Raw genomic sequence first — 20,666 nt, forward strand, 5'->3', positions numbered from 1 at the left:
GGATTCACCTTATCTTTCCTGTTGAATTTGATATATGAGCATACTTTCATTATATACCTTTTATATAGGTAATCAATGTATTAGGGATAAAAATTTACATTTTATTTTGAAGTTCCGTATAATATGCCACTGCCAAAGCATCACAGCGCTCATTTTCGGGGTGTCCCGCATGGCCTTTGACCCAATTGGGGGTCACTTTGTGAATTTCCAAGAGAGCCAGCAGTCGATCCCACAAATCCGGGTTGAGGGCGGCGTCTTTTTTGTTACGCATCCAGCCGTTTTGCTTCCAGCGCTTTGCCCATCCCTGCGCAATGGCATCGATGACATACTTGGAATCGCTAAAAAGCTCCACTTGGCAAGGCTCCTTGAGAGCCTCCAGCCCTTTAATCACAGCAGTAAGCTCCATTCGGTTGTTGGTTGTCTGTTCCTCGCCGCCGCTGAGCTCCTTTTCGCTTCCGCCATACCGCAGAATGGCACCCCAGCCGCCGGCTCCGGGATTGCCAGAGCAAGCGCCGTCCGTATAAAGATAAACCTTTTTTTGTGACACACTCATACTGTCTCCTGCTATTGTATCCAGAGGCAGACCAGCTACCCTTGTATTCTTTATAGTTTTTAAACTTGTTCTGCATGATCAGCTCTGCCCCCAAACACAATGCTTGGGATTGCAGGATACCACGGCCTGCCGAAACTTTAGAAGCAGGCGGTATCTGCTTGTTTGTGTTTATACAAACGCAGATTGATATTACAGAAATAGTATACAGAATTTGGGGCTCAGAAACAAGACTTCCCGATAAAATAATGGGCATATTTGCCGAAAACTGCCGAACAGCAATTTCTTTCTCTCCATAGAAGCCGCATTTTTAAGCTTTTTCTATGCTGTTAGCCTGCGTTTTTACTTTGATTTATTTTTTGTGTATGGCTATAAAGCTGCCAGTTTTTACCCATACTAAAGGAAAAGCAGCGTGTTCTTAACAGAAAGGATGAATCCTAAGATGAAAGCAGTAATTATGGCGGGCGGTGAAGGCAGCCGGCTGCGGCCACTGACCTGTGATATTCCCAAGCCTATGGCCCGGCTCTGCGGAAGGCCCATGATGGAATATATTCTCGATTTGCTGGGCAAGCATGGAGTGAAGCAGGCGGTTGTAACCGTGCGCTATCTTTCTCATATTATTCAGGAGCATTTTCCCCAAGGGAAATACCGGGAAATTGAACTTGATTTTTCCGAAGAAACTTCACCTTTAGGCACGGCAGGAAGCGTAAAGCTGGCCGTGGGGCAGGAGGGCCAGCCGGTGCTGGTCATCAGCGGAGATGCCTTGTGCGATTTTGATTTGACTGCCGCCGCCCATATGCACAGCACCACTGGGGCGGATGTGACCATTCTGGCTAAAAAGGTGGAGGATCCACGGGAATATGGCATCATCAACGTGGATGCAGAAGGGCGGGTTCTGGGCTTTTTGGAAAAGCCGGCCTATTCGCAGGCGGTGAGTGACCTTGCCAACACAGGCATCTATATTTTATCCCCTTCTGCGCTTTCTATGATACCGGATGGCAAGTCTTATGATTTTGCAAAGGATTTGTTTCCCTTGATGCTGGAACGGGGCATGAAGCTCATGTGCTGTGAGAGCGAGGGCTATTGGTGCGATATTGGTGATCTGGAAACCTATATCAGCTGCCAAAAGGATATGCTCACCGGCAAGGTGCGCTGTGATATTCCCGGCAGCCGTGACCGTCTGGGAAACATTTGGGCAGGGGATACGGAAGAAATTCACGGCAGCGTGCAGGGGCCTGCCTATATTGGGCGCAATGTCCGCATTGAAGAGGGTGCCGTTATTGAGGAAGGCACGGTTCTTGACGATGGCTGCTGCGTTGGTGCAGGCACCCTGATTACAGGCAGCATTTTACTGCCCGGCAGTCTGGTGGATGGGGAATGCCGTCTTATCGGCGCTTTGGTTGGGCCCGGTGCCTCGGTCAAGAAGGGGGCAGTTCTTTATGAGGGAGCAGCTCTTGGCGATGGGGCCGTGGTAGGTGCTCGGGTCACGGTGCGGCCGGGGCTGAAAATATGGAACCGCAAAACCGTTGCCGAAGGTGTAACGGTAACCCAGCATGTCAAAACCGATATTTCCGGCAAGGGCCTCTTTGGAGATGCCGGTATTTTTGGGCAGTTTGGGGTGGAAATCACACCGGAATTCTGCGCCCGAATCGGCTGTGCATTGGGCAGTATGAAGCCACGATTCCGCATCGGGCTTGGCTGTTCGGGGCACCCTTCCGCCCAGCTTCTCAAGGCGGCTGTTGAATCGGGGATACGCTCCACAGGGGCTCATGTAATGGATTTTGGCAGCAATTTTCGCTGTATGTTTGAGTATTGCGTGAATTTTTGCACTTTGGAGCTGGGGCTTTTTGTAGATGGCGGAAAAAACATCTCCCTACAGCTTATGACACAAGGGGGGCTACCTGCTACCCGTGAGCTGGAAAGAGGCATAGAAGCGTTGCTGGCCCGTGGTGAGTTTATCCGGGCACCTTTTGACGAAGTGGGCAACACCGTGAATTTCTCAGGTATGGAAGCTCTTTATCAGTCACAGCTTTTGAAAATGGCCCCCAAGGGTCTGGCGGGAATTTCGGTTCAGGTGAAATCCCCCAGTGTCCCGGTGCAGAATATGCTGCGGGAGGTTTTGCAAAGGGTTGGATGTGATTTGTGGGATGGCTTTGCTTTGGAGCTTTCGCCACAGGGCGATACTGTGCGCATCGTGGAAAACGGCAGAGTGATCCCCCACCAGCGGATACTGACCGCCTGCTGCGCTGCCGAGTTTCTGCGGGGAAGAGATGTGGCAGTGCCCTTTGATGCCCCCCGTGTGATTGATACACTGGCCCAAAAGCATGGCTGTGAGGTTTATCGCTACTACAACTGCCCTGCCGATCAAAGCGATCAAAAAGCCCGCAAACTGGCGGTAAGTCAGATGTGGTCAAGGGATGGCCTGATGCTGGCTATGCGCTTCCTTTCGCTGATCAAAAAGCTGGGAGGGCTTGAGCACTTAGAGGATTTGGTGCCGGAATTCGGTACCTTCAGCCGGGATGTTTCCATTAGCCGCAGCCCTGCCGGCATTCTTCGTGGTTTGGGCAACCAATCCAAGGGGGATATTACCGAGGGCGTTGTGGTTCGGTCAGATAAAGGCGTTGTTCTTGTCAAACCCATGAAAACCGGCAGAGCCATTCAGGTTTTGGCAGAGGCCATGAATTCGGAAACGGCGCAGGAGCTTTGTGCCGATTTGGAGGCTCTTGTTAAAAATTTGGATGGGGTCAGCCCTGATTCACTCCGCTGAATCAGGGTGAGAGCACTGTATGACGTACCTTTCCTTATGCGGAATTCTTGTATTTTCCTTCTAAAACTAAAGCGGAATTGACAAACTACTTGACAGGAGCATGTGAAAAAGGTACAATTATACCAACGATGTGATCGGATTTTAGAGCCTACTTTCGGACGGTTGTTCTGTTGGAAAGCGGTGCTGTTGTTTGCCGGAATACACTTCCACAGCTCTTGGAAATGCGGATGTCTTGAATGGGCGGAAAAATTCAGGGATATCCCCAAGCCATGTGCAGCTGTGTTTTGATTCGTATTCCGATGAGTGTATTTCCCGCTGCTGATGCGGGCATACAATAGCCTTGCTATAGGATTGGAACGTTTTTGCCGCTTTTTTGCGGCAGAGTTGGTCTAAAACTCCCGCCATTTCAAAATTTCATGAATTAAAATGATGCTTGCTTCCGCACGAAAGGGAGCAAGGCGTTTTTTACATGCAAAAAACGACTACGGAGGTAAAATAGTGTCGGACAACAATTCAAATAAGGAAAAAAAACCACCCCGGGCGCCCCGGCCAAAGCCGGCTGCCGGAGCTGAGACAAAGGCTCCGCAGAACAATGTGGCAAAAGCCCCCCAAAGCGCAGCCAAGCAGCAGGGCAATTCGCCCCGCCGCCCCCAGCACCGCTCTGCCCCCAAGCCTGCTGTTAAAAAGGAAGAGCCGCAGGCTCTCACCACAGCACCTGCCGCCCCCGCCAGACAGGATGCATCCCCCGCCCCCAAAAAACGCTCCAGAAGAAACAGCGGAAAAAGTGAAAAAAGACTGCCGCCTGTGCGTATTATCCCTCTGGGCGGATTGGGCGAAATCGGCAAAAACATGACCGTTTACGAGTGCCAAGGCGATATGTTCATTGTGGACTGTGGATTGGCATTCCCGGATGAAAGCATGCTGGGTGTGGATCTGGTTATCCCGGATTTCACCTTTGTGCTGGAAAACGCAGATCGCATCCGTGGTGTGGTATTAACCCATGGCCATGAGGATCATATCGGCGGCCTTGCCTACCTGCTCAAGCAGGTGAACCTGCCGATTTACGGCACCCGCTTGACCATTGGTCTTGTGGAGGGCAAGCTAAAGGAGCATGGGCTTCTTTCCAAATCCCGGCTGAATGTGGTAGCCCCCCGTGATGTAATTAAAATGGGCTGTATGTCGGTGGAATTTATCAATGTTAACCATTCGATCCCCGATGCCTGCGCCTTGGCCATTGAAACCCCCGCAGGCCTGATTGTGCAGACCGGTGACTTTAAAGTGGATTATACTCCCATTTTGGGTGAAATTATTGATCTGGCCCGCTTTGGCGAGCTGGGCAGCAAGGGCGTTTTGGCTCTGCTTTCCGATTCCACCAATGCAGAGCGCTCCGGCAGCACCGCCAGCGAGCGCACCGTGGGTGACAGCTTTGATAAGCTTTTTGCTCAAGCCGCCGATAAGCGCATACTGGTGGCAACCTTTGCTTCCAATATTCACCGTGTGCAGCAGATCATCAATGCTTCTGTCAAATTTGGGCGCAAGGTTGCCGTTTCTGGCCGCAGCATGGAAAACGTTGTGGCAAAAGCGCTGGAAATCGGCTATCTGGATGTTCCCAAGGGCGTGTTGATCGAGATGGATTCCATCGGCAGATACCCGGCGGGAAAGGTCGCCATCATCACCACCGGCAGCCAGGGCGAGCCAATGAGCGCTCTCACCCGTATGGCAATGGGCGAGCACCGCAAGGTTAAGGTAACCCCCACGGATTATATCATTATTTCTGCCACCCCCATTCCCGGCAACGAAAAGCTGGTGACCCGGGTGGTCAACGAGCTCCTTAAATTGGGAGCTGAGGTTATCTACGAAAACATCTATGAAATTCATGTTTCGGGTCACGCCTGTCAGGATGAACTGCGGCTGATGCTGGGCCTCACCAAGCCTAAATTCTTTATTCCCGTTCACGGCGAATACAAGCACCTGAAAAAGCATGCCGCTATAGGTGTATCCATGGGCATAGATCCCAAAAATGTGTTTATACCTGAAATCGGCAAGGTCATTGAAACCAATGGCGCCGAGATGAAGTTCAATGGCTCTGTAACTGCCGGAAGAGTTCTGGTGGATGGTCTGGGTGTTGGAGATGTGGGCAGCATTGTGCTGCGTGACCGCAAGCATTTGGCACAGGATGGCTTGATTGTGGTGGTTACCACCATGGATACAGCCAACGGCCAAATTATGGCTGGGCCGGATATTGTTTCCCGTGGATTTGTCTATGTGCGAGAATCTGAAGATATGATTGCCCAAGCCCGGGATATTGCTCGGAGCTGCATCCAAAAGTGCATTGATCAGGATTCACGGGATTGGACTACACTGAAAACGAGGCTCAAGGATGATATCGGGGATTTCCTGTGGCAAAAAACCAAACGCAGCCCGATGATACTGCCAGTTATTCAGGAGGTCTGAGTTCCAACTTCTGTTAAAACCACCTAATATTGTATAAAAAACATGCCACACCCTTGTTATGGTTTCGCAGGGTGTGGTATACTTTATACATTCCTACGATAACGCAGCAATGTAAACTCAAAGGTTGCCAGAGTATCCTTCGCTAAAAAGCGCAGGTCAGCAAGTATAATTTGCTGTAGACAACTGTTGGTTATGATTGAGTTGATATGAATAATCGTGCTGCTAAAGCCTTGTATCTTTTTTCTCTTTCTAGGCGATACAGGCGGCGCCGTTTTCATTTCTGTTAAATGCGTAAAAAGAAGAACGCATTCTTTTTACAATTCAAGCATTGGCCCGGAACGTCCGGACGGATTGGAGAATCCATGTATAAACTGTTTAGGCCTTATCTGCCCGCATTCTATGCCCTTTTTGGGCTTGGAATTGCGCTGGTAATCCCTATGTGGTTCCAGAACCGTACTCTTTTTTACATTGAGTTGGCTTTGGCGCTGAGCATTTTCGCGGCGGTTCTGATTTTCCTTTACATTACCCGGGGGCGCATTCGGGATCAATTTAACCGCATAACCGGGAATATTGTCAGCACATATGCCCAAAATATGGAAAGAGCTTTTATGCCTATTATCACCGTTCATCAGGGGGGAGAAATCATCTGGTGCAACCCTGTGGCGATGGCAGAGGTTTTTGAAGGGCAGGATGTCCGGGGAACCCATGTGGCGCATATTTTCCCACACTTGGATTTGACCCGGCCGGCCACAACAGAAGGCATTGCTTTGACCTATAACGAGCATCAGTATACCGCCTATACGTCCACCATGGTGCAAGGGGATCAAATGACCACGGTGCTGTATCTGGTGGATGATACTAACCTTAAGGGAATTGCCCGGGAGTATTTTGAGACCAAGCCCATCATCGCCTTGATTGCGGTGGATAATTACGATGAGCTGCTGCAAAACTCCAAGGAGAGCGAGCGGGCCCAGATTATGGGGCAGCTGGAATCGGTTATTGAGAAATACATCACCCGCTTTGGCGGATTCATTCTGAAATCCGGCCACGACCGCTTCTTGGCTTTTCTGGATGAACGCAGCCTTGGCATGGTGATAGGCGATAAGTTTAAGATATTGGAGCAGGTTCGTTCCCTGCATTTTGAAAACCGCATTCCCGCCACTCTCTCAATCGGCGTGGGGCGGGAAGCACACGGCCTTTACGATGCTGAGAATATGGCACGGCAGGCGCTGGATATGTGTCTTGGCCGGGGCGGCGATCAAGTTGCCATTAAAAACCAGGCCGGCTATGAATTTTACGGCGGTGTTTCCAAGGGTGTAGAAAAGCGCACCAAGGTGAAAACCCGTATTGTGGCCACAGCGCTGTGTGAACTGATTGAATCCAGCGAAAACGTGATCATTATGGGGCATCGGTTTGCCGATTTGGATGCCATGGGTGCCGGCACCGGCTTGCTGCGAGCCATTCAGAGTATGAATAAGCCGGTATGTGTGGCCATCAGCAGAACTAAAAACATGGTTGGCCCCATGTTGGAGCTGGTGAAAAACACCCCCACCTTTGCCCAGGATTATCTGGAGCCGGAGGAAGCACAGCAGCTGATCAATGATAAAACTCTGCTGATTGTGGTGGATACCCACGTTCCCCATGTGCTGGAATCCGAGCCGCTGTACCGGGCCTGCAAATCGGTGGTGGTTATTGATCATCACCGCAAAATGGTTAACCACATCAGCAACGCTGTTATTTTTTACCATGAGCCTTATGCCTCTTCGGCTTCTGAAATGGTGACCGAGCTGGTGCAGTATTTCCCAAGCAAGCCCCAGCTTACCCGTTTGGATGCCGAGGCCTTGTTGGCGGGCATTATGCTGGATACCAAAAATTTTGTTATGCGCACCGGTGTGCGTACCTTTGAGGCGGCGGCTTATCTGCGCAATCTAGGTGCCGATACAGTGGAGGTTCGCAAACTGTTTGCTTCCTCTATGGAATGTTACCAGCAAAAAGCGGCCTTGGTGGCCACAGCTCATGTATACAAAAGCTGTGCCATTGCTTATACCGAAGAAACCTCAGAGAATATCCGCGTGGTGGCCCCGCAGGCTGCCGATGAGCTTATGACCATCAACGGGGTAGAGGCCTCTTTTGTGGCGTTTGTCACCGGTTCTGTAATCAACGTATCCGCCCGGTCCTTGGGGGCGGTTAATGTGCAGCTGATTATGGAAAAGCTGGGAGGCGGCGGGCACCTGACGATGGCGGCGGCCCAATTTGAGGAGGATACCATTCCTCATATATTGGAACAGCTTCGCAGTGCAATTGATGAGTATTTTACAGAATAAAGGAGGAGCCTTATCATGAAGGTCATTTTACAGCAGGATGTACAGGGCAGCGGCAAAAAAGGGGATGTAGTCAACGTTTCGGATGGCTACGCCAGAAACTTTTTGCTCAAAAAGGGTCTTGCCATTCAGGCAAATGCACAGGCTATGCAGGAGGTCAAGTCCAAGGAGGCTGCTAAGCAGCACAAAATTGATATGGAAGTTCAGGAGGCCAATAAGCTGGCCGACCTTTTAAAGGATAAAACCATTAAGGTGACCGCCAAAGCAGGAGCCGGCGGCAAGCTGTTTGGTTCAGTAACAGCAAAGGAAATTGCCGATGAGCTGAAAAAACAGCTGAATGTTACCGCTGATAAGCGTAAAATTGTTCTGGAAAACGAAATTAAAGCCTTCGGAACCTACCCGGTGGAGGTTAAGCTGTATCAGGGGATTTCCGCCAACCTGTTTGTCATGGTCGGCGAGGAATAAAGTGTATCCCAAGCTGAAAGGAATTGGCTGTTATGGAGTTTATGGGGGAATCCTTTTCCACCACCACATATGATATGGAGCTGCCCTATTCGCTGGAGGCCGAGCAATCGGTGCTGGGGGCGGTGCTGGTGGATACCTCCTGTTTGGCCGTGGTTATGGACGATGTGGGCCCGGAGAGCTTTTTCCGGGAGCAGCATAAACGTATCTTTGAAATTTATGTGCGCATGTTCACGACGGCCAGTCCCATTGATTTTATCACGGTGCTGGAACAGGTTCGGCAGGAAAATATTTTTGAAACCGAAAACGATGCGAAAATCTACCTGACCCAGCTGGTGCAGATTGTTCCATCCACTGCCAACATTGAGGCTTATGCCAAGATTGTTAAGGAAAAGCATTACATTCGCAGCTTGATTACCGCTGCACGGGATATTATTGAAAATGCCAGAGATGGCCAGGCAGATGCCCAGTCGCTGATGGATTTGGCGGAGCAGCGTATTTATGAAATACGCCAAGGGCGTGAGGCCAGTGGTCTGGAGCGCATTAACACGGTTATCGTGGGGCTTTATGATAAGCTCCAGCGTCTCAGCGGTGATGAAAAGGATAGCTATCTGGGCCTTTCCACCGGCTTTGGTGATTTGGATAGGGTGCTCACCGGTTTGAACAAATCCGATCTCGTTTTGCTGGCGGCTCGACCCGGTATGGGTAAAACCGCTTTCGCATTGAACATTGCCGCCGCTGTGGCCCGCAAGGAAAAAAAGGTGGCTGTTTTCTCGCTGGAAATGAGCAAGGAACAGCTGGTGGAGCGTATGCTTTCCAGTGAAGCCTCCATTCAGGGTTCCAAAATGCGTGTGGGCGAAATCGGCAACGACGAATGGGTGCGTCTGGCTATGGCGGCTCAAAAGCTTTCCTCACTGCCGCTGTATATTGATGATTCTGCCGGGATCACAGTGCATGAAATCAAGGCTCGGCTGCGGCGTATGAAGGATTTGGGGCTGGTGGTTATTGACTATTTGCAGCTTATGACCAGCAGCAGTCGGAGCGATAACCGGGTACAGGTTATCTCGGAAATTACCCGCTCACTAAAGGTGATGGCCAAAGAATTGGATGTACCGGTTGTTTTGCTTTCGCAGCTTTCCCGTGGGCCGGAGGCTCGTACCGATCATCGACCTATGCTCTCGGATTTGAGAGAATCCGGCTCTATTGAGCAGGATGCTGACATTGTGCTGTTTTTGTATCGGGATGCCTACTACAACCGGGATAGCGCCGAGCAGAATGTGGCCGAGTGTATTATAGCAAAAAACCGCCATGGTGAAATGGGCATTATTCCGTTAGGCTGGGATGGCGCTCATACCAAGTTTACCGGCATGGAGCGGTTCCATCATGAACCATAAGGCCAGGCAAACCATTGAAGAATATAATATGCTGCGGCCGGGTGACCGGGTGGTCGTGGGGGTATCGGGTGGCGCTGATTCGGTGGCGCTGCTCTGCTTTTTGGAGGGACTGGCACATAAAATGGGCCTTTCCCTTTCTGTTTGCCACATGAACCATTCCTTGCGGGGAGAAGAAAGCGATCGGGATCAAAGTTTCGTGGAAGCTCTCTGCAAAGCTAAAAATATTAGCTGTAAAGTGAAAAAGCTTAACATAGCTGAGATGGCTTTAAAATCAGGTTTATCGATTGAGGAAAGCGCCCGCCGGGAGCGGTATCTTTTTTTTGAAGAAGTAGCCCTCCCCATAGGCGCAAAAATTGCCACAGCCCACACCTTGAGCGACAGCATTGAAACCATGCTACTCAATTTGCTCAGAGGTACCGGCTTGGCAGGGCTGTGCGGAATTCCCCCTGTGCGTGGGTCTGTTATTCGCCCCTTGATCCGCTGTTCCCGGGAGGAGATTGAAGCTTATTGCCGCCGTGAGAGACTGGATTATGTAACCGACAGCACCAATCTGGAGAATGATTATACCCGCAATCAGCTGCGTCATCAGGTAATTCCGGTGTTTAAAGAGATGAACCCATCCTTCGAGACCGTGGCAGGGCGAGCCATTGATCTGCTTTCGGCTGATCGGGTTTTGCTGGAGGAGATGACTTCTGCCAGCCTAAACAAGATAAAGAAAGGACAGGCTTTGGAGCGGGATGGCTTTTTACAGTTGGATCGTGCGCTGCAAAAAAGGGTATTGGCTCTGTTCTTAGAAGGTGAAGGCTACTCTCGTGATAATAAGCGGATTGAGGATATGCTGAAATTTGCCCGGCAAGGCAGTGGAGGCGTTCCGCTGGCCGCTGATGCGGCCTTTTCTTGCGACAGCGAAACGCTGTATATTAAAAAAGCCCATAGATCTCAGCCGTTTTTTGAGCAGGAGGTTTTGCTGGAGAAGGTCTTTTTCGAAAAGGTTACCTATGAATGTCCCATCATTTGTGGCAAGACTGTTGTGTTAACTGTAACAGGATATGAATATTTTGAAAAAACTGCAAATTTAGAGAAAAATCAATTCAAAAATTGTCTGGATTATGATAGAATAGACGAGATTGTTAGAATCAGACAACGACAGGAGGGGGATTGCCTCAGTCTGCCTGACCGAAAGCTTACAAAATTGGTCAGGAAGCTTTTTAACGAAGCGAAGCTTCCCATAGAGGAACGGGCCCGGCGATTGCTGCTGGCTGATTCCGGCGGTGTACTGTGGGTAGAAGGCTTTGGCACAGATCTGCGTTGTCAGGTTACAAAGGAAACCCGGCGTATTCTAAGCATTCGGGTGTTGGAGGATTTTTAAATGGATAATGATATACTCAAGGTATCGATCAGCGAAGAGGAACTTGCCGCCAAGGTGCAGGAAATGGGCAAACGCATCAGTGAAGATTACAAGGATAAAAATTTAATGCTGGTCAGTGTGCTCAAAGGTTCGGTTGTTTTTATGGCGGATTTGATGCGTGCGATTCGTGTTCCCGCCCGATTGGATTTTATGTCGGTTTCCAGCTACGGAGGCGGTGTAAAAACCACCGGCGTGGTTAAGATAATTAAAGATTTGGATATTTCGATTTCCGGCTATGATCTTTTGATTGTAGAGGATATTTTGGATAGTGGTCTGACACTGAGTTACCTCAAGGAGCTGCTGGAGCAGCGTGGCCCCAAAAGTGTGCGCATTGCCACTCTGTTGGATAAGCCCAGCCGCCGGCAGGCAAATGTGGCCGCTGATTATTGCGGTTTTGAGGTGCCGGATGAATTCTTGGTTGGATATGGGCTGGATTACGACGAAAAATACCGCAATTTGCCTTATGTCGGCATATTGAAGCCGGAGGTTTATACCCACTGAGTGTCTACAAAACAATCCGGTTTTTCTCAAGTGACAGACATAATTATATAAATTCTGACAGGAGTGAGGATGTTTGCAGAAAAGACCAAAGGGCTTAGGTATCTACGTTGCGATTCTGGCCATACTGATGATTTTCGCAACAATGGTATTTACCCTGAATCCAGAGCCCCAGACGATAAAATACACTGAAATAGTAGGGTATTTTCAGCAAAACAAAGTAGAGGAATATAGCTTCGACTTTGAAACGGGGCAGCTTACCATCTTAAAAATGGAAGGCATGGAAAACCCCATTACCTATAAAGTACCGAATATCGGCCTTTTCATTCAGGATGTTCAGGACTATATTCTGGAGTATAATCTGGCGCATCCCGATGCTCAGATTGTAGGCGATTATAAAGGTGCCCGAGAAATGCCTTGGTGGGTTACTTTCCTCCCATCTTTGCTTCTTGTTGGTCTAATGGTTGTATTCTGGGTTTTGATGATGCGGCAATCCCGGGGAACCGGGGGCAATGTAACCGGCTTTGGCAAAGCAAAGGCAAAATCCGCTCAGGATGGCCGCAAGGTCACCTTTGACGATGTAGCCGGTGCCGATGAAGAGAAAAACGAGCTGGTCGAGATCGTTGAGTTCCTCAAAAACCCTTCCAAGTTCAATAAGCTGGGTGCCCGTATTCCCAAGGGCGTTTTGCTCATGGGCCCTCCGGGAACCGGTAAAACCCTGCTTGCCCGTGCTGTAGCCGGGGAGGCAGAGGTGCAGTTCTTCTCCATTTCCGGTTCGGATTTTGTGGAGATGTTTGTGGGTGTCGGTGCCAGCCGTGTCCGTGATCTATTTGATCAGGCTAAGAAGAATGCTCCCAGCGTTATTTTCATCGATGAGATTGATGCGGTGGGCCGTCAGAGAGGCGCAGGCCTTGGCGGCGGTCACGATGAAAGAGAGCAGACGCTGAATCAGCTGCTTGTTGAAATGGATGGTTTCTCGGCCAATACCGGCGTTATCGTCATTGCCGCCACCAACCGGCGTGATATTTTGGATCCGGCACTGCTTCGTCCGGGCCGTTTTGACCGCCAGATTATGGTTGGCTACCCGGATATCAAGGGACGCGAGGAAATTCTCAAGGTTCATTCCCGCAGCAAGCCCATGGCTCCTGATGTGGATATGAAGGTCATTGCCGGAACCACAGCCGGATTTACCGGTGCGGATCTGGAAAATGTGCTCAACGAAGCCGCTTTGTTGGCTGCTCGTCGAAATCTGCACGCCATCACTATGAAGGAAGTGCAGGAATCCATGATCAAGGTGGTTGCGGGGCCGGAGAAACGCTCTCATGTAGTCACCGAAAAGGATAAGCGTCTTACGGCTTATCATGAGGCCGGTCATGCTGTTGTTACCTATTATTGCAAAACGCAGGACCCTGTGCACCAGGTTTCCATTATTCCCCGTGGTATGGCAGGCGGATACACCATGTCTTTGCCCTCTGAGGATCGCAATTATGTGACCAAGAGCCATATGTTCGAGGATATTGTGGTGCTTATGGGCGGCCGTGTAGCAGAAAAGCTGGTTTTGGACGATATTTCCACCGGCGCCTCCAACGATCTGGAGCGTGCCACCAAGACAGCCCGCAACATGGTTACACGGTATGGTTTCAGCGATAAGATTGGGCCGATTGTTTATGGCAGCGATCACAACGAAGTATTCTTGGGCCGGGATTATAACTCTTCCCGCATGTTTTCCGAGACCATTGCCTCTGAAATTGATTCCGAAATTCGTGAGGTTGTGGATTCCGCCTTTGAGATGGCTGTTGAACTGCTTCGTGAGCATATGGATCAGCTTGATAAGGTGGCCAAGTATCTCTTTAAGCATGAAAAAATTGAAGGCAAGGAGTTTGCCCTCCTTATGGAAGGCAAGCTGGAACAGGAAGACGAAGGTTCCTCTGCCTTTGAAAGTGGGGAAAAGGGTGCTCGGCTGGATATTGAAATTGGATCACAGGAGACCCCAAGTTCCTTGGAATCCAAACCCGAGGATGAGGATAAAGGCTCTATATTTGATTAAATTGCCGCTTATTTCGTGGTAAGATAAAACGGTGGAGACAAGATGTCTCCACCGTTTTTTGCAGTTTAAAGGGAACAGCCCCCATATCGGAGGGTGTTCCTTTTGAGTTGTGTAGCTTGATATATTTGATTAGCTGTGAGCGCGCTCATGGCTTTTTTGTGCTTCGGCCGCTGCCACAACCTGTCGAATCTTGGCATAGGGTATTTCGGTGGGGAGCGTGCAGTCTGCTCCTAAAATATAGGGGCGGCCTTCCATGGTATCCAGCAGCTCATTGGTAGCAGAGGCGATTTCCTCATCTGTGCCATCCACCAGAATACCGCTGCGGTCATCAAATCCGCCCAGAACAATGCTATTGGGGAATATCTTTTGGCTGCCTTCCAAAAGGCCGATTTTGTTTTCATGCACCGCCCAGTTTACAATGGGTGCATTGTAATCGGCGTATCGTGAAAGCTGTGTATTGGCTTTGCAGATATGTAGGATGTTCAGTTTGGATTTGCTGGCTGCATGGTTTAGAATCTTCTTTTCCAGTGGGGCAATGTATTGGGCAAATTCTTCATCGGTGAATAAATGAGCCTCTCCGCCTAAGTCAGCATAATAGATGCCGTCTGCCCCGGAGGCGGTGGAACAGTCAATCAGTTCAATCAGGCTTTCGGCTACTTCGTTCATCATTTTTACAACAGGGGCGGGGTTCTCACGCAGCATAACCACCAATCCATAGGCATATTCGCCATAACGATTGGCGTGCCCCATGCTGTGGTGCGTGGATGCAACCAAACCATGCACGGTAGCCACTACAGCCACATTCTTGGCTGTGGCATCCACCACTCTTTTGGTGATTTCCATTTGATCCTGAAAGAGCTTATCCTTGCGGGTAAACCCTCTGAATTTCGGCAAATCCTCAGTGGAATAAAGGCGCCCGCCTTCTGTATAAAAGAGGTTCTCATTCATTATTTTGAGAATGTCTGTATCGGTTTGATTGATGTAATCCAGATGAGCTTGTGTCGCGGCGTCGCTGTGGTGCATATTCTTGGGAAAATGCAGCCAAAATCCGGCGGGAACCCGGTCTGTTGGCTTGCCGTCAAGAAGGTTGAATACACGTTCTCTTTTGTTCATGGCAGGGCACTCCTTTTAACTGAATATTTGGTGGGTCTTTGTCGGTTGAATATACACTCATATAGCTTCAAAACCTTGGCGCAATTTTAAAGCTATGACACGCACTGCATGTATGCGCAGCGAGGCTCATTCCATCATCATGTTTGTGGAAAGAAGCTGCTGTTCCATAAAGAGAATATCTTGGCGCAAGGCTTCGTGGGCTCTGAATATGTCATGATGCTCGAGGGCATCCACAATCAGATCATGGCGATGCTCCCTGAGAACGTTGGATTGTGTCATGGGAGCGCTGTCCAGTGTGAAAAGCTGTGCATAGGCCCGGGTGCAGGTGGAAAGAGCCTGCTCAAGGGTGCGATTGACCTGCATATTTCCCGCATAATAGTTCAATTTTAAATGAAAGGTTACGTTGGCATTCCAGCAAGCCCAAACGGTGCGTCGGTCCATTCCAACTCTGCGAGCCGCATTTAACTCTCGAAGCTCATTCATAATATCCACATCCAGCTTCTTCATGATGGAAGGCAATGAACTCAGCTCAAGGAAAAGCCTCATTTCCGTTATATCTCGGATGTTTTTGCCGCTGATTTCCACAACTCGGTAACCACTTCGGGGGATGCTGACCAACACATTTTCATGGCAAAGCTGCACAAGGGCCTCTCTTACGGGCGCCTTGCTTACTGCAAATTCTTCAATCATTTGTTTTTCGGTAAGAAGTGTGTTGGTGGTGAGCCTGCCGGAGCAAATCATTTTAATGATTTCTTTGTAAACATACTCTTTCAGGGAGAGTACTGAATTCGATTTGATAATAAACACCATCTCCCTTGATAATATTTTGATATCTTTTTAGAAAAATCTTTCTGCTCATGGCATGGGCTAAATAATAACAGTAGAAAGAAATCGGCATTTTTATTAGAAGGAGGTTTTGTTAATCATATCATCTCTGATAATATTAGTCAATCATACATTGAGTTTTTATATTCGTTTAATAGCATAAAAAATAATAAATATATGATTGTTTATGGATATATATTCCTATATTAACAATTAATTAACTTATATTTAAAATTTTATTCATATTTTTAATATAAGTTGGTATTATTACAAACACATAAATATATTTAAAAATTCTGACCTTGCTTATCATAAGATTAGCAAAAAAAGGCGTAAAAACAAGTATTAAGATAGTAACGAAAACAATACGAGATTACTTATAGAGGCTTTTGTATAGATATATTCGGTAGATAATTGCAGTGGATTTGGCTTTATCTTGCAAATTTTTGCTTGACAATAAAAAAACATTGTTTTATACTCTGACCCATAGCAAAGCAAAGGCGCTGGGGAAGGGTATCCCACAGCGCCTTCTTTTTTACCATAATTTATTCAAAAAATTCATATAAATACAAATATGATCAGTAATAATCTGTAATCTTTGTTTTGGTGCATTTGGATAGATTCTGTCAGTTGTAAAGCACCATTTTGCAGCTGCGAGAATAAATGAGGGTCTTCTGTCGGTTGGTTTTAGGCGGCCAAGGTGGATCTTAACACCCAATTTAATTGTCAAATGGAGGAGAAGTTTCATGAGGAAAAGAACAGTCAAAGCTTTATTATGCATGATTCTGGTTTTGTCAATGGTTTTTGTTGGCTGCGGGCAAGCGGCACCGGCAGCTTCGTCCGAGGCAGGCACGCAGGCAGCACCAGCCGGTGATGGTGCTTCAGCCGAATCATCGGCACAGGGGGCACCGGGCGGCAAGGTCAAGGTAGCTTTGGTTGGCCCCATGACAGGTGATTCTGCACAGTATGGCCAGCAGTTCCAGCGTGGTGTGGAAGTTTTTATTGAGGAATACAACAGCAAGGGCGGCTACAATGGCTCTCCCATTGCACTGACTGTATTCGATGATAAAAACGATGCGAAAGAAGCTGTCAACATCGGCAACAAAATTGTATCCGAGGGCGATTATTTTGCAGTCATCGGCCCCTTCTCCTCCACTTGCGCTTTGGCAATGGCTGAGGTTCTGGATGAAGAAAAAGTTTTGACCATTTCTCCCAGCGTTTCGCACCCCGACTATGTAACCAATTTTGATTATACCTTCCGGCTTTCTCACGTTAATACCATTGAGGGTGCTTTTGTAGCCAAATACTGTGCTCAAAAATGGGGTTCTCAAAAAATGGCGGCCATTTATTCGCAGAATGACTGGGGCATGACTTTGGATGAAGCCTTTTTGGAAGGCTGCAAAGAACAAAATCTGGAGGTTGTTGCCAACGAGCCCTTTATTCTTGGTCAAACCAAGGATTTTTCTCCTATCATCACCAAAATTAAACAGGCCGGAGCCGATACCGTGTTCCTGATGTGCCAGTATGCCGAAGCCGGCCAGCTCCTCCAGCAGATCAGAGGCATGGGGCTTAATGATATCAAAATCTTTGTATCCTCCTCCGCTTATAAGGGTGAAACTCTTGAACTGGCTGGGGAAGCAGCCGAAGGCGCTTTGTGGTGCTCCACCTTTATGGTTGATAATCCCGATCCTCTGCTTCAGGCATTCCGCAAAACCGTAAAAGAAAAATACGATGCGGAAGTCGACAATATGATCGTCCGTGCTTATGACTGCATGATGGTCGCTTTTACCGCACTGGATAAATCCCAGAAAATGGATTCTGATTCCATCAAAAACGAGATTATGGATATTCGGGAATTTACCGGTGTCAGCGGTACCTTTAAGTTTTTTGACGACCGCAACGTTGATCGGCGATTCTACATTACCGGCCCTGACGGAAACGGCTCCTACAAATTCCTGGAAGATCCTGAACTGAAATAAAACCAAAGCATTCAGGCTGTGGGGATGTCCGGGCCGACTTTCTATATGGGCGGCCCGGATGCTTATTATCTGGTACTGATAGCTAAAATATGTATGGTTTTGGGTTGATCGACAGGATAAAAGACTTAAATAGCCAGAAGTCAGATTGGCATTTCAAGAAACAGGAAAGAGGTGCGGCGTGTTTCTACAACAGGTAATCAACGGGTTGACTATCGGCAGCTCGTATGCACTGGTAGCGGTGGGTTTTTCCATGGTTTTCGGTGTTTTGGAGCTGACAAACTTTGCTCACAGCTCGGTATTTATGCTGGGTGCATATATTGCGGCGGCAGTGCTGGCCAACCATTTCGGAATTTGGATGGCAGTGGCGGGTTCCATTGCTCTTTGCGGGATATTTGGTATTTTAATTGACCGAATGGCCCTGATGCCTATGCGTAAAAGGGGAGCCTCCCGGGTATCCTACTTGATTTGCACCATCGGGCTTTCCACCTTTTTGCAGAATCTGATCCAGATGATTTTTGGAGCCGAGGCAAGGCCTTTTCCTAAGGTTTTTATACAGGGCCAGCTTGAATTCGGCAATGCAATGATTACATATCTGCAAATTTTTGTTATTTGCATCACGTTGGCTCTCATGCTTATCACGTGGTTTTTGGTCAACTACACCTCCATGGGCGCAGCGATGCGGGCAGTTGCCCAGAATGCCACAGCGGCTCGCCTAATGGGCATTAATGTGGATACAACCATTACCTTTACCTTCTTTCTGGGCAGTGCGCTGGCGGCAGTGGCCGGTATTATGGTGGGCATGTATTACCGCAGCGTTGATCTGACTCTTGGGTTTACTGTTGGGATGAAAACCTTTGCCTCCGCAGTATTGGGCGGGATCGGAATTTTGCCCGGTGCGGTTCTGGGGGGATTCTCCATCGGTGTTCTGGAATCTCTGTTCGCCGGCTATATCAGTTCCGGATTTAAAGATGCAGTTGCTTTTATCGTTCTCATTGGCGTTCTTCTTATCAAGCCTGCTGGGCTGTTGGGTAAGAAGCATGTCAGCAAGGTTTAAGGGGGTGCTCATGGTATGAAGAAGATTTTTACAACCCGTGTGCGCCTGATACTGGCCGCTGCGCTTTGCGTTCTGATCGTGTTTTTCCCGGTTGTTGTGCAGGATCAATATGTGGTGCGTCTGGGCACTTTGGTGCTGATGTATTCCGCTCTGGCTCTGAGCCTCAACCTAATTACCGGCTTTATGGGTCAGGTTTCGCTGGGGCATGCCGCTTTTTTCGGTGTGGGGGCTTATACCTCCGCTATCCTTTCCGATCGCTTTGAATGGCCGTTTCTGCTGACTGCATTCTGCGCTATTTTGGTGGCGGCCTGTTTCGGCATGCTTTTGGGTATTCCGGCTTTAAAGCTCAGCGGAAGCTATCTTTCCATTGTAACACTAGGCTTCTGTGAGATTATTCGTCTCGTTGAGCTGAACTGGATCGACCTGACCAGAGGCCCCATGGGTATGACAGGTATTGCCCGCCCGGTGATTTTCGGTATCAAAATCAAATCGGGCATGTCTTACTACTATCTTTGCCTGATTATCCTGATGATTGTTACCTTCGTTGTGATGAACATGATGCACTCGCATATCGGCCGAGCCATTATGTCGGTGCGGGAGGATTCCATAGCCGCCTCTGCTATGGGGGTGAACGTGTTTCGCTACAAGGTGATGACCTTTACGATTTCCTCCGGTTTCGCCGGGCTGGTGGGCGCATTTTATGCTCATTATATGCGCTTTATCGACCCCAATGCTTTTAACTTTGAGCAGTCCACCAGTGTTCTCAGCATGGTGATTCTGGGGGGACTTGGCAGTATACCGGGCAGCTTTTTGGGTGCTCTGCTGCTTTCGGTTATCCCGGAGCTTCTGCGTGATCTGGCTGAGGCCCGTATGCTGATTTATGGCCTTGTGCTGGTTTTGATGATGATGTTCCGCCCTAAGGGCATTTTGGGAACCACCGCCATACCTCAGCTTCTGGGTATTGAAAAGAAATATGCAGTTCCCGACAGCTTAGAAAAGCAAACCGCCGGAGTGGGAGGGAACAGCCATGAGTAACATTTTGGAGCTGGTTCAGGTAACACAGCGGTTTGGCGGCTTGGTGGCTGTCTCAGATGTGAATCTGGCGGTTGAAGAAAATCAGGTGGTTGGCCTGATTGGGCCCAATGGTGCAGGGAAGACCACAGCCTTTAATGTAATCACCGGCATCTATAACCCCACTGAGGGCAGGGTGCTGTTTGAAGGGCAGGATATAACCGGGAAAAAGGTTCACACCATTACCAAATGCCGCTTGGCAAGAACCTTCCAGAACATTCGGCTTTTCAGCAATCTCACTGTTTTGGATAATGTGAAAATCGGTATGCACATTCAGGTGAAATCCGATTTGCTTAGTGCGGCTTTGCACCTGCCAAGGCGCAACAAGGCTGAAAAAGAAGTTACCCAGCGCTGTATGGAGCTGCTCAGCCTGACCGGGCTTGCCTCCAAAGCCGATGACCGGGCGGGAAGCTTGCCCTATGGTTCTCAGCGCCGCTTGGAAATTGTGCGGGCTATGGCTACCGGGGCCAAGCTGCTCCTGTTGGATGAGCCAGCCGCCGGTATGAACGAGCAGGAAACCGACGAGCTGATGGCATTTATCCGGGAGCTCAAGAAAATGGGGTATTCGGTGTTTCTCATTGAGCATGATATGAAGCTGGTTATGAATATCTGCGAAAAAATCTATGTGCAGAACTACGGCAAGGTCATTGCCAGCGGAGCCCCAGAGGAGATCAAGAAAAACAAGCAGGTTATTGATGCCTATTTGGGCGAGGAGGTGTAGCC

The 20,666-nt window shown here is 48.9% G+C and carries 15 protein-coding genes; 12 read left to right on the forward strand and 3 right to left on the reverse strand.

Going from position 1 to position 20,666, the window contains the following annotated elements; genetic code table 11:
* Positions 1–94 precede the first annotated feature (94 nt).
* Positions 95–553 (reverse strand): ribonuclease HI, encoded by a 459-nt coding sequence (gene rnhA, locus U6B65_02710; GenBank protein ID WRS28054.1) that lies wholly within the window; start codon positions 551–553, stop codon positions 95–97.
* A 439-nt stretch (positions 554–992) separates the two neighbouring features.
* Between rnhA and U6B65_02715 the strand changes: the two genes are divergently transcribed.
* The 8 genes from U6B65_02715 (at position 993) to ftsH (ending at position 13,901) form a co-directional block, all read left to right on the forward strand.
* On the forward strand, positions 993–3,317 hold the full coding sequence (locus tag U6B65_02715) for a sugar phosphate nucleotidyltransferase (GenBank protein WRS28055.1): 2,325 nt from the start codon (positions 993–995) through the stop codon (positions 3,315–3,317).
* Between the two features lie 429 nt (positions 3,318–3,746).
* Positions 3,747–5,771: a ribonuclease J gene (locus tag U6B65_02720; protein WRS28903.1), complete on the forward strand. Its 2,025-nt coding sequence runs from the start codon at positions 3,747–3,749 to the stop codon at positions 5,769–5,771.
* A gap of 362 nt (positions 5,772–6,133) precedes the next feature.
* Complete coding sequence (locus tag U6B65_02725; protein ID WRS28056.1) at positions 6,134–8,095, forward strand: DHH family phosphoesterase; 1,962 nt, start codon at positions 6,134–6,136, stop codon at positions 8,093–8,095.
* Between the two features lie 15 nt (positions 8,096–8,110).
* Positions 8,111–8,557, forward strand: coding sequence for a 50S ribosomal protein L9 (gene rplI / locus U6B65_02730; protein ID WRS28057.1), 447 nt, complete (start codon positions 8,111–8,113; stop codon positions 8,555–8,557).
* Positions 8,558–8,589: 32 nt separating this feature from the next.
* Positions 8,590–9,948, forward strand: a complete 1,359-nt coding sequence (dnaB, locus tag U6B65_02735) for a replicative DNA helicase (protein WRS28058.1) — start codon at positions 8,590–8,592, stop codon at positions 9,946–9,948.
* A complete protein-coding gene (gene tilS / locus U6B65_02740; protein ID WRS28059.1) occupies positions 9,938–11,317 on the forward strand; it encodes a tRNA lysidine(34) synthetase TilS in 1,380 nt (459 codons plus the stop codon). Before dnaB ends, tilS begins: the two co-directional genes overlap by 11 nt.
* A complete protein-coding gene (hpt, locus tag U6B65_02745; protein WRS28060.1) occupies positions 11,318–11,857 on the forward strand; it encodes a hypoxanthine phosphoribosyltransferase in 540 nt (179 codons plus the stop codon).
* Positions 11,858–11,984: 127 nt separating this feature from the next.
* On the forward strand, positions 11,985–13,901 hold the full coding sequence (ftsH, locus tag U6B65_02750) for an ATP-dependent zinc metalloprotease FtsH (GenBank protein WRS28904.1): 1,917 nt from the start codon (positions 11,985–11,987) through the stop codon (positions 13,899–13,901).
* A 129-nt stretch (positions 13,902–14,030) separates the two neighbouring features.
* Here ftsH and U6B65_02755 read toward each other — a convergent pair whose 3' ends face one another.
* Both U6B65_02755 and U6B65_02760 read right to left on the reverse strand, forming a co-directional pair.
* Positions 14,031–15,014, reverse strand: coding sequence for a uroporphyrinogen decarboxylase family protein (locus tag U6B65_02755; GenBank protein ID WRS28061.1), 984 nt, complete (start codon positions 15,012–15,014; stop codon positions 14,031–14,033).
* Positions 15,015–15,140: 126 nt separating this feature from the next.
* Positions 15,141–15,824, reverse strand: a complete 684-nt coding sequence (locus U6B65_02760; GenBank protein WRS28062.1) for a GntR family transcriptional regulator — start codon at positions 15,822–15,824, stop codon at positions 15,141–15,143.
* Between the two features lie 761 nt (positions 15,825–16,585).
* Here U6B65_02760 and U6B65_02765 point away from each other — a divergent pair.
* The 4 genes from U6B65_02765 to U6B65_02780 all read left to right on the forward strand — a co-directional run bounded on the left by U6B65_02765 (position 16,586) and on the right by U6B65_02780 (position 20,664).
* A complete protein-coding gene (locus tag U6B65_02765) occupies positions 16,586–17,818 on the forward strand; it encodes an ABC transporter substrate-binding protein (protein WRS28063.1) in 1,233 nt (410 codons plus the stop codon).
* A gap of 178 nt (positions 17,819–17,996) precedes the next feature.
* Positions 17,997–18,872: a branched-chain amino acid ABC transporter permease gene (locus tag U6B65_02770; GenBank protein ID WRS28064.1), complete on the forward strand. Its 876-nt coding sequence runs from the start codon at positions 17,997–17,999 to the stop codon at positions 18,870–18,872.
* 15 nt (positions 18,873–18,887) lie between these two features.
* Complete coding sequence (locus U6B65_02775) at positions 18,888–19,907, forward strand: branched-chain amino acid ABC transporter permease (protein ID WRS28065.1); 1,020 nt, start codon at positions 18,888–18,890, stop codon at positions 19,905–19,907.
* Positions 19,900–20,664, forward strand: a complete 765-nt coding sequence (locus tag U6B65_02780) for an ABC transporter ATP-binding protein (GenBank protein ID WRS28066.1) — start codon at positions 19,900–19,902, stop codon at positions 20,662–20,664. The genes U6B65_02775 and U6B65_02780 overlap by 8 nt, the downstream gene beginning before the upstream one ends.
* Positions 20,665–20,666: the final 2 nt, after the last annotated feature.

It is taken from the genome of Oscillospiraceae bacterium MB08-C2-2 (genome assembly GCA_035621215.1).
In the GTDB taxonomy this organism is placed as follows: Bacteria; Bacillota; Clostridia; order Oscillospirales; family Ruminococcaceae; genus WRAV01.

Bases quoted from the DNA above. Each gene is read 5' to 3' on its own strand.
- rnhA (WRS28054.1), bottom strand. From the start codon at position 553: ATGAGTGTGTCACAAAAAAAGGTTTATCTTTATACGGACGGCGCTTGC.
- U6B65_02715 (WRS28055.1), top strand. From the start codon at position 993: ATGAAAGCAGTAATTATGGCGGGCGGTGAAGGCAGCCGGCTGCGGCCA.
- U6B65_02720 (WRS28903.1), top strand. From the start codon at position 3,747: ATGCTTGCTTCCGCACGAAAGGGAGCAAGGCGTTTTTTACATGCAAAA.
- U6B65_02725 (WRS28056.1), top strand. From the start codon at position 6,134: ATGTATAAACTGTTTAGGCCTTATCTGCCCGCATTCTATGCCCTTTTT.
- rplI (WRS28057.1), top strand. From the start codon at position 8,111: ATGAAGGTCATTTTACAGCAGGATGTACAGGGCAGCGGCAAAAAAGGG.
- dnaB (WRS28058.1), top strand. From the start codon at position 8,590: ATGGAGTTTATGGGGGAATCCTTTTCCACCACCACATATGATATGGAG.
- tilS (WRS28059.1), top strand. From the start codon at position 9,938: ATGAACCATAAGGCCAGGCAAACCATTGAAGAATATAATATGCTGCGG.
- hpt (WRS28060.1), top strand. From the start codon at position 11,318: ATGGATAATGATATACTCAAGGTATCGATCAGCGAAGAGGAACTTGCC.
- ftsH (WRS28904.1), top strand. From the start codon at position 11,985: ATGATTTTCGCAACAATGGTATTTACCCTGAATCCAGAGCCCCAGACG.
- U6B65_02755 (WRS28061.1), bottom strand. From the start codon at position 15,014: ATGAACAAAAGAGAACGTGTATTCAACCTTCTTGACGGCAAGCCAACA.
- U6B65_02760 (WRS28062.1), bottom strand. From the start codon at position 15,824: ATGGTGTTTATTATCAAATCGAATTCAGTACTCTCCCTGAAAGAGTAT.
- U6B65_02765 (WRS28063.1), top strand. From the start codon at position 16,586: ATGAGGAAAAGAACAGTCAAAGCTTTATTATGCATGATTCTGGTTTTG.
- U6B65_02775 (WRS28065.1), top strand. From the start codon at position 18,888: ATGAAGAAGATTTTTACAACCCGTGTGCGCCTGATACTGGCCGCTGCG.
- U6B65_02780 (WRS28066.1), top strand. From the start codon at position 19,900: ATGAGTAACATTTTGGAGCTGGTTCAGGTAACACAGCGGTTTGGCGGC.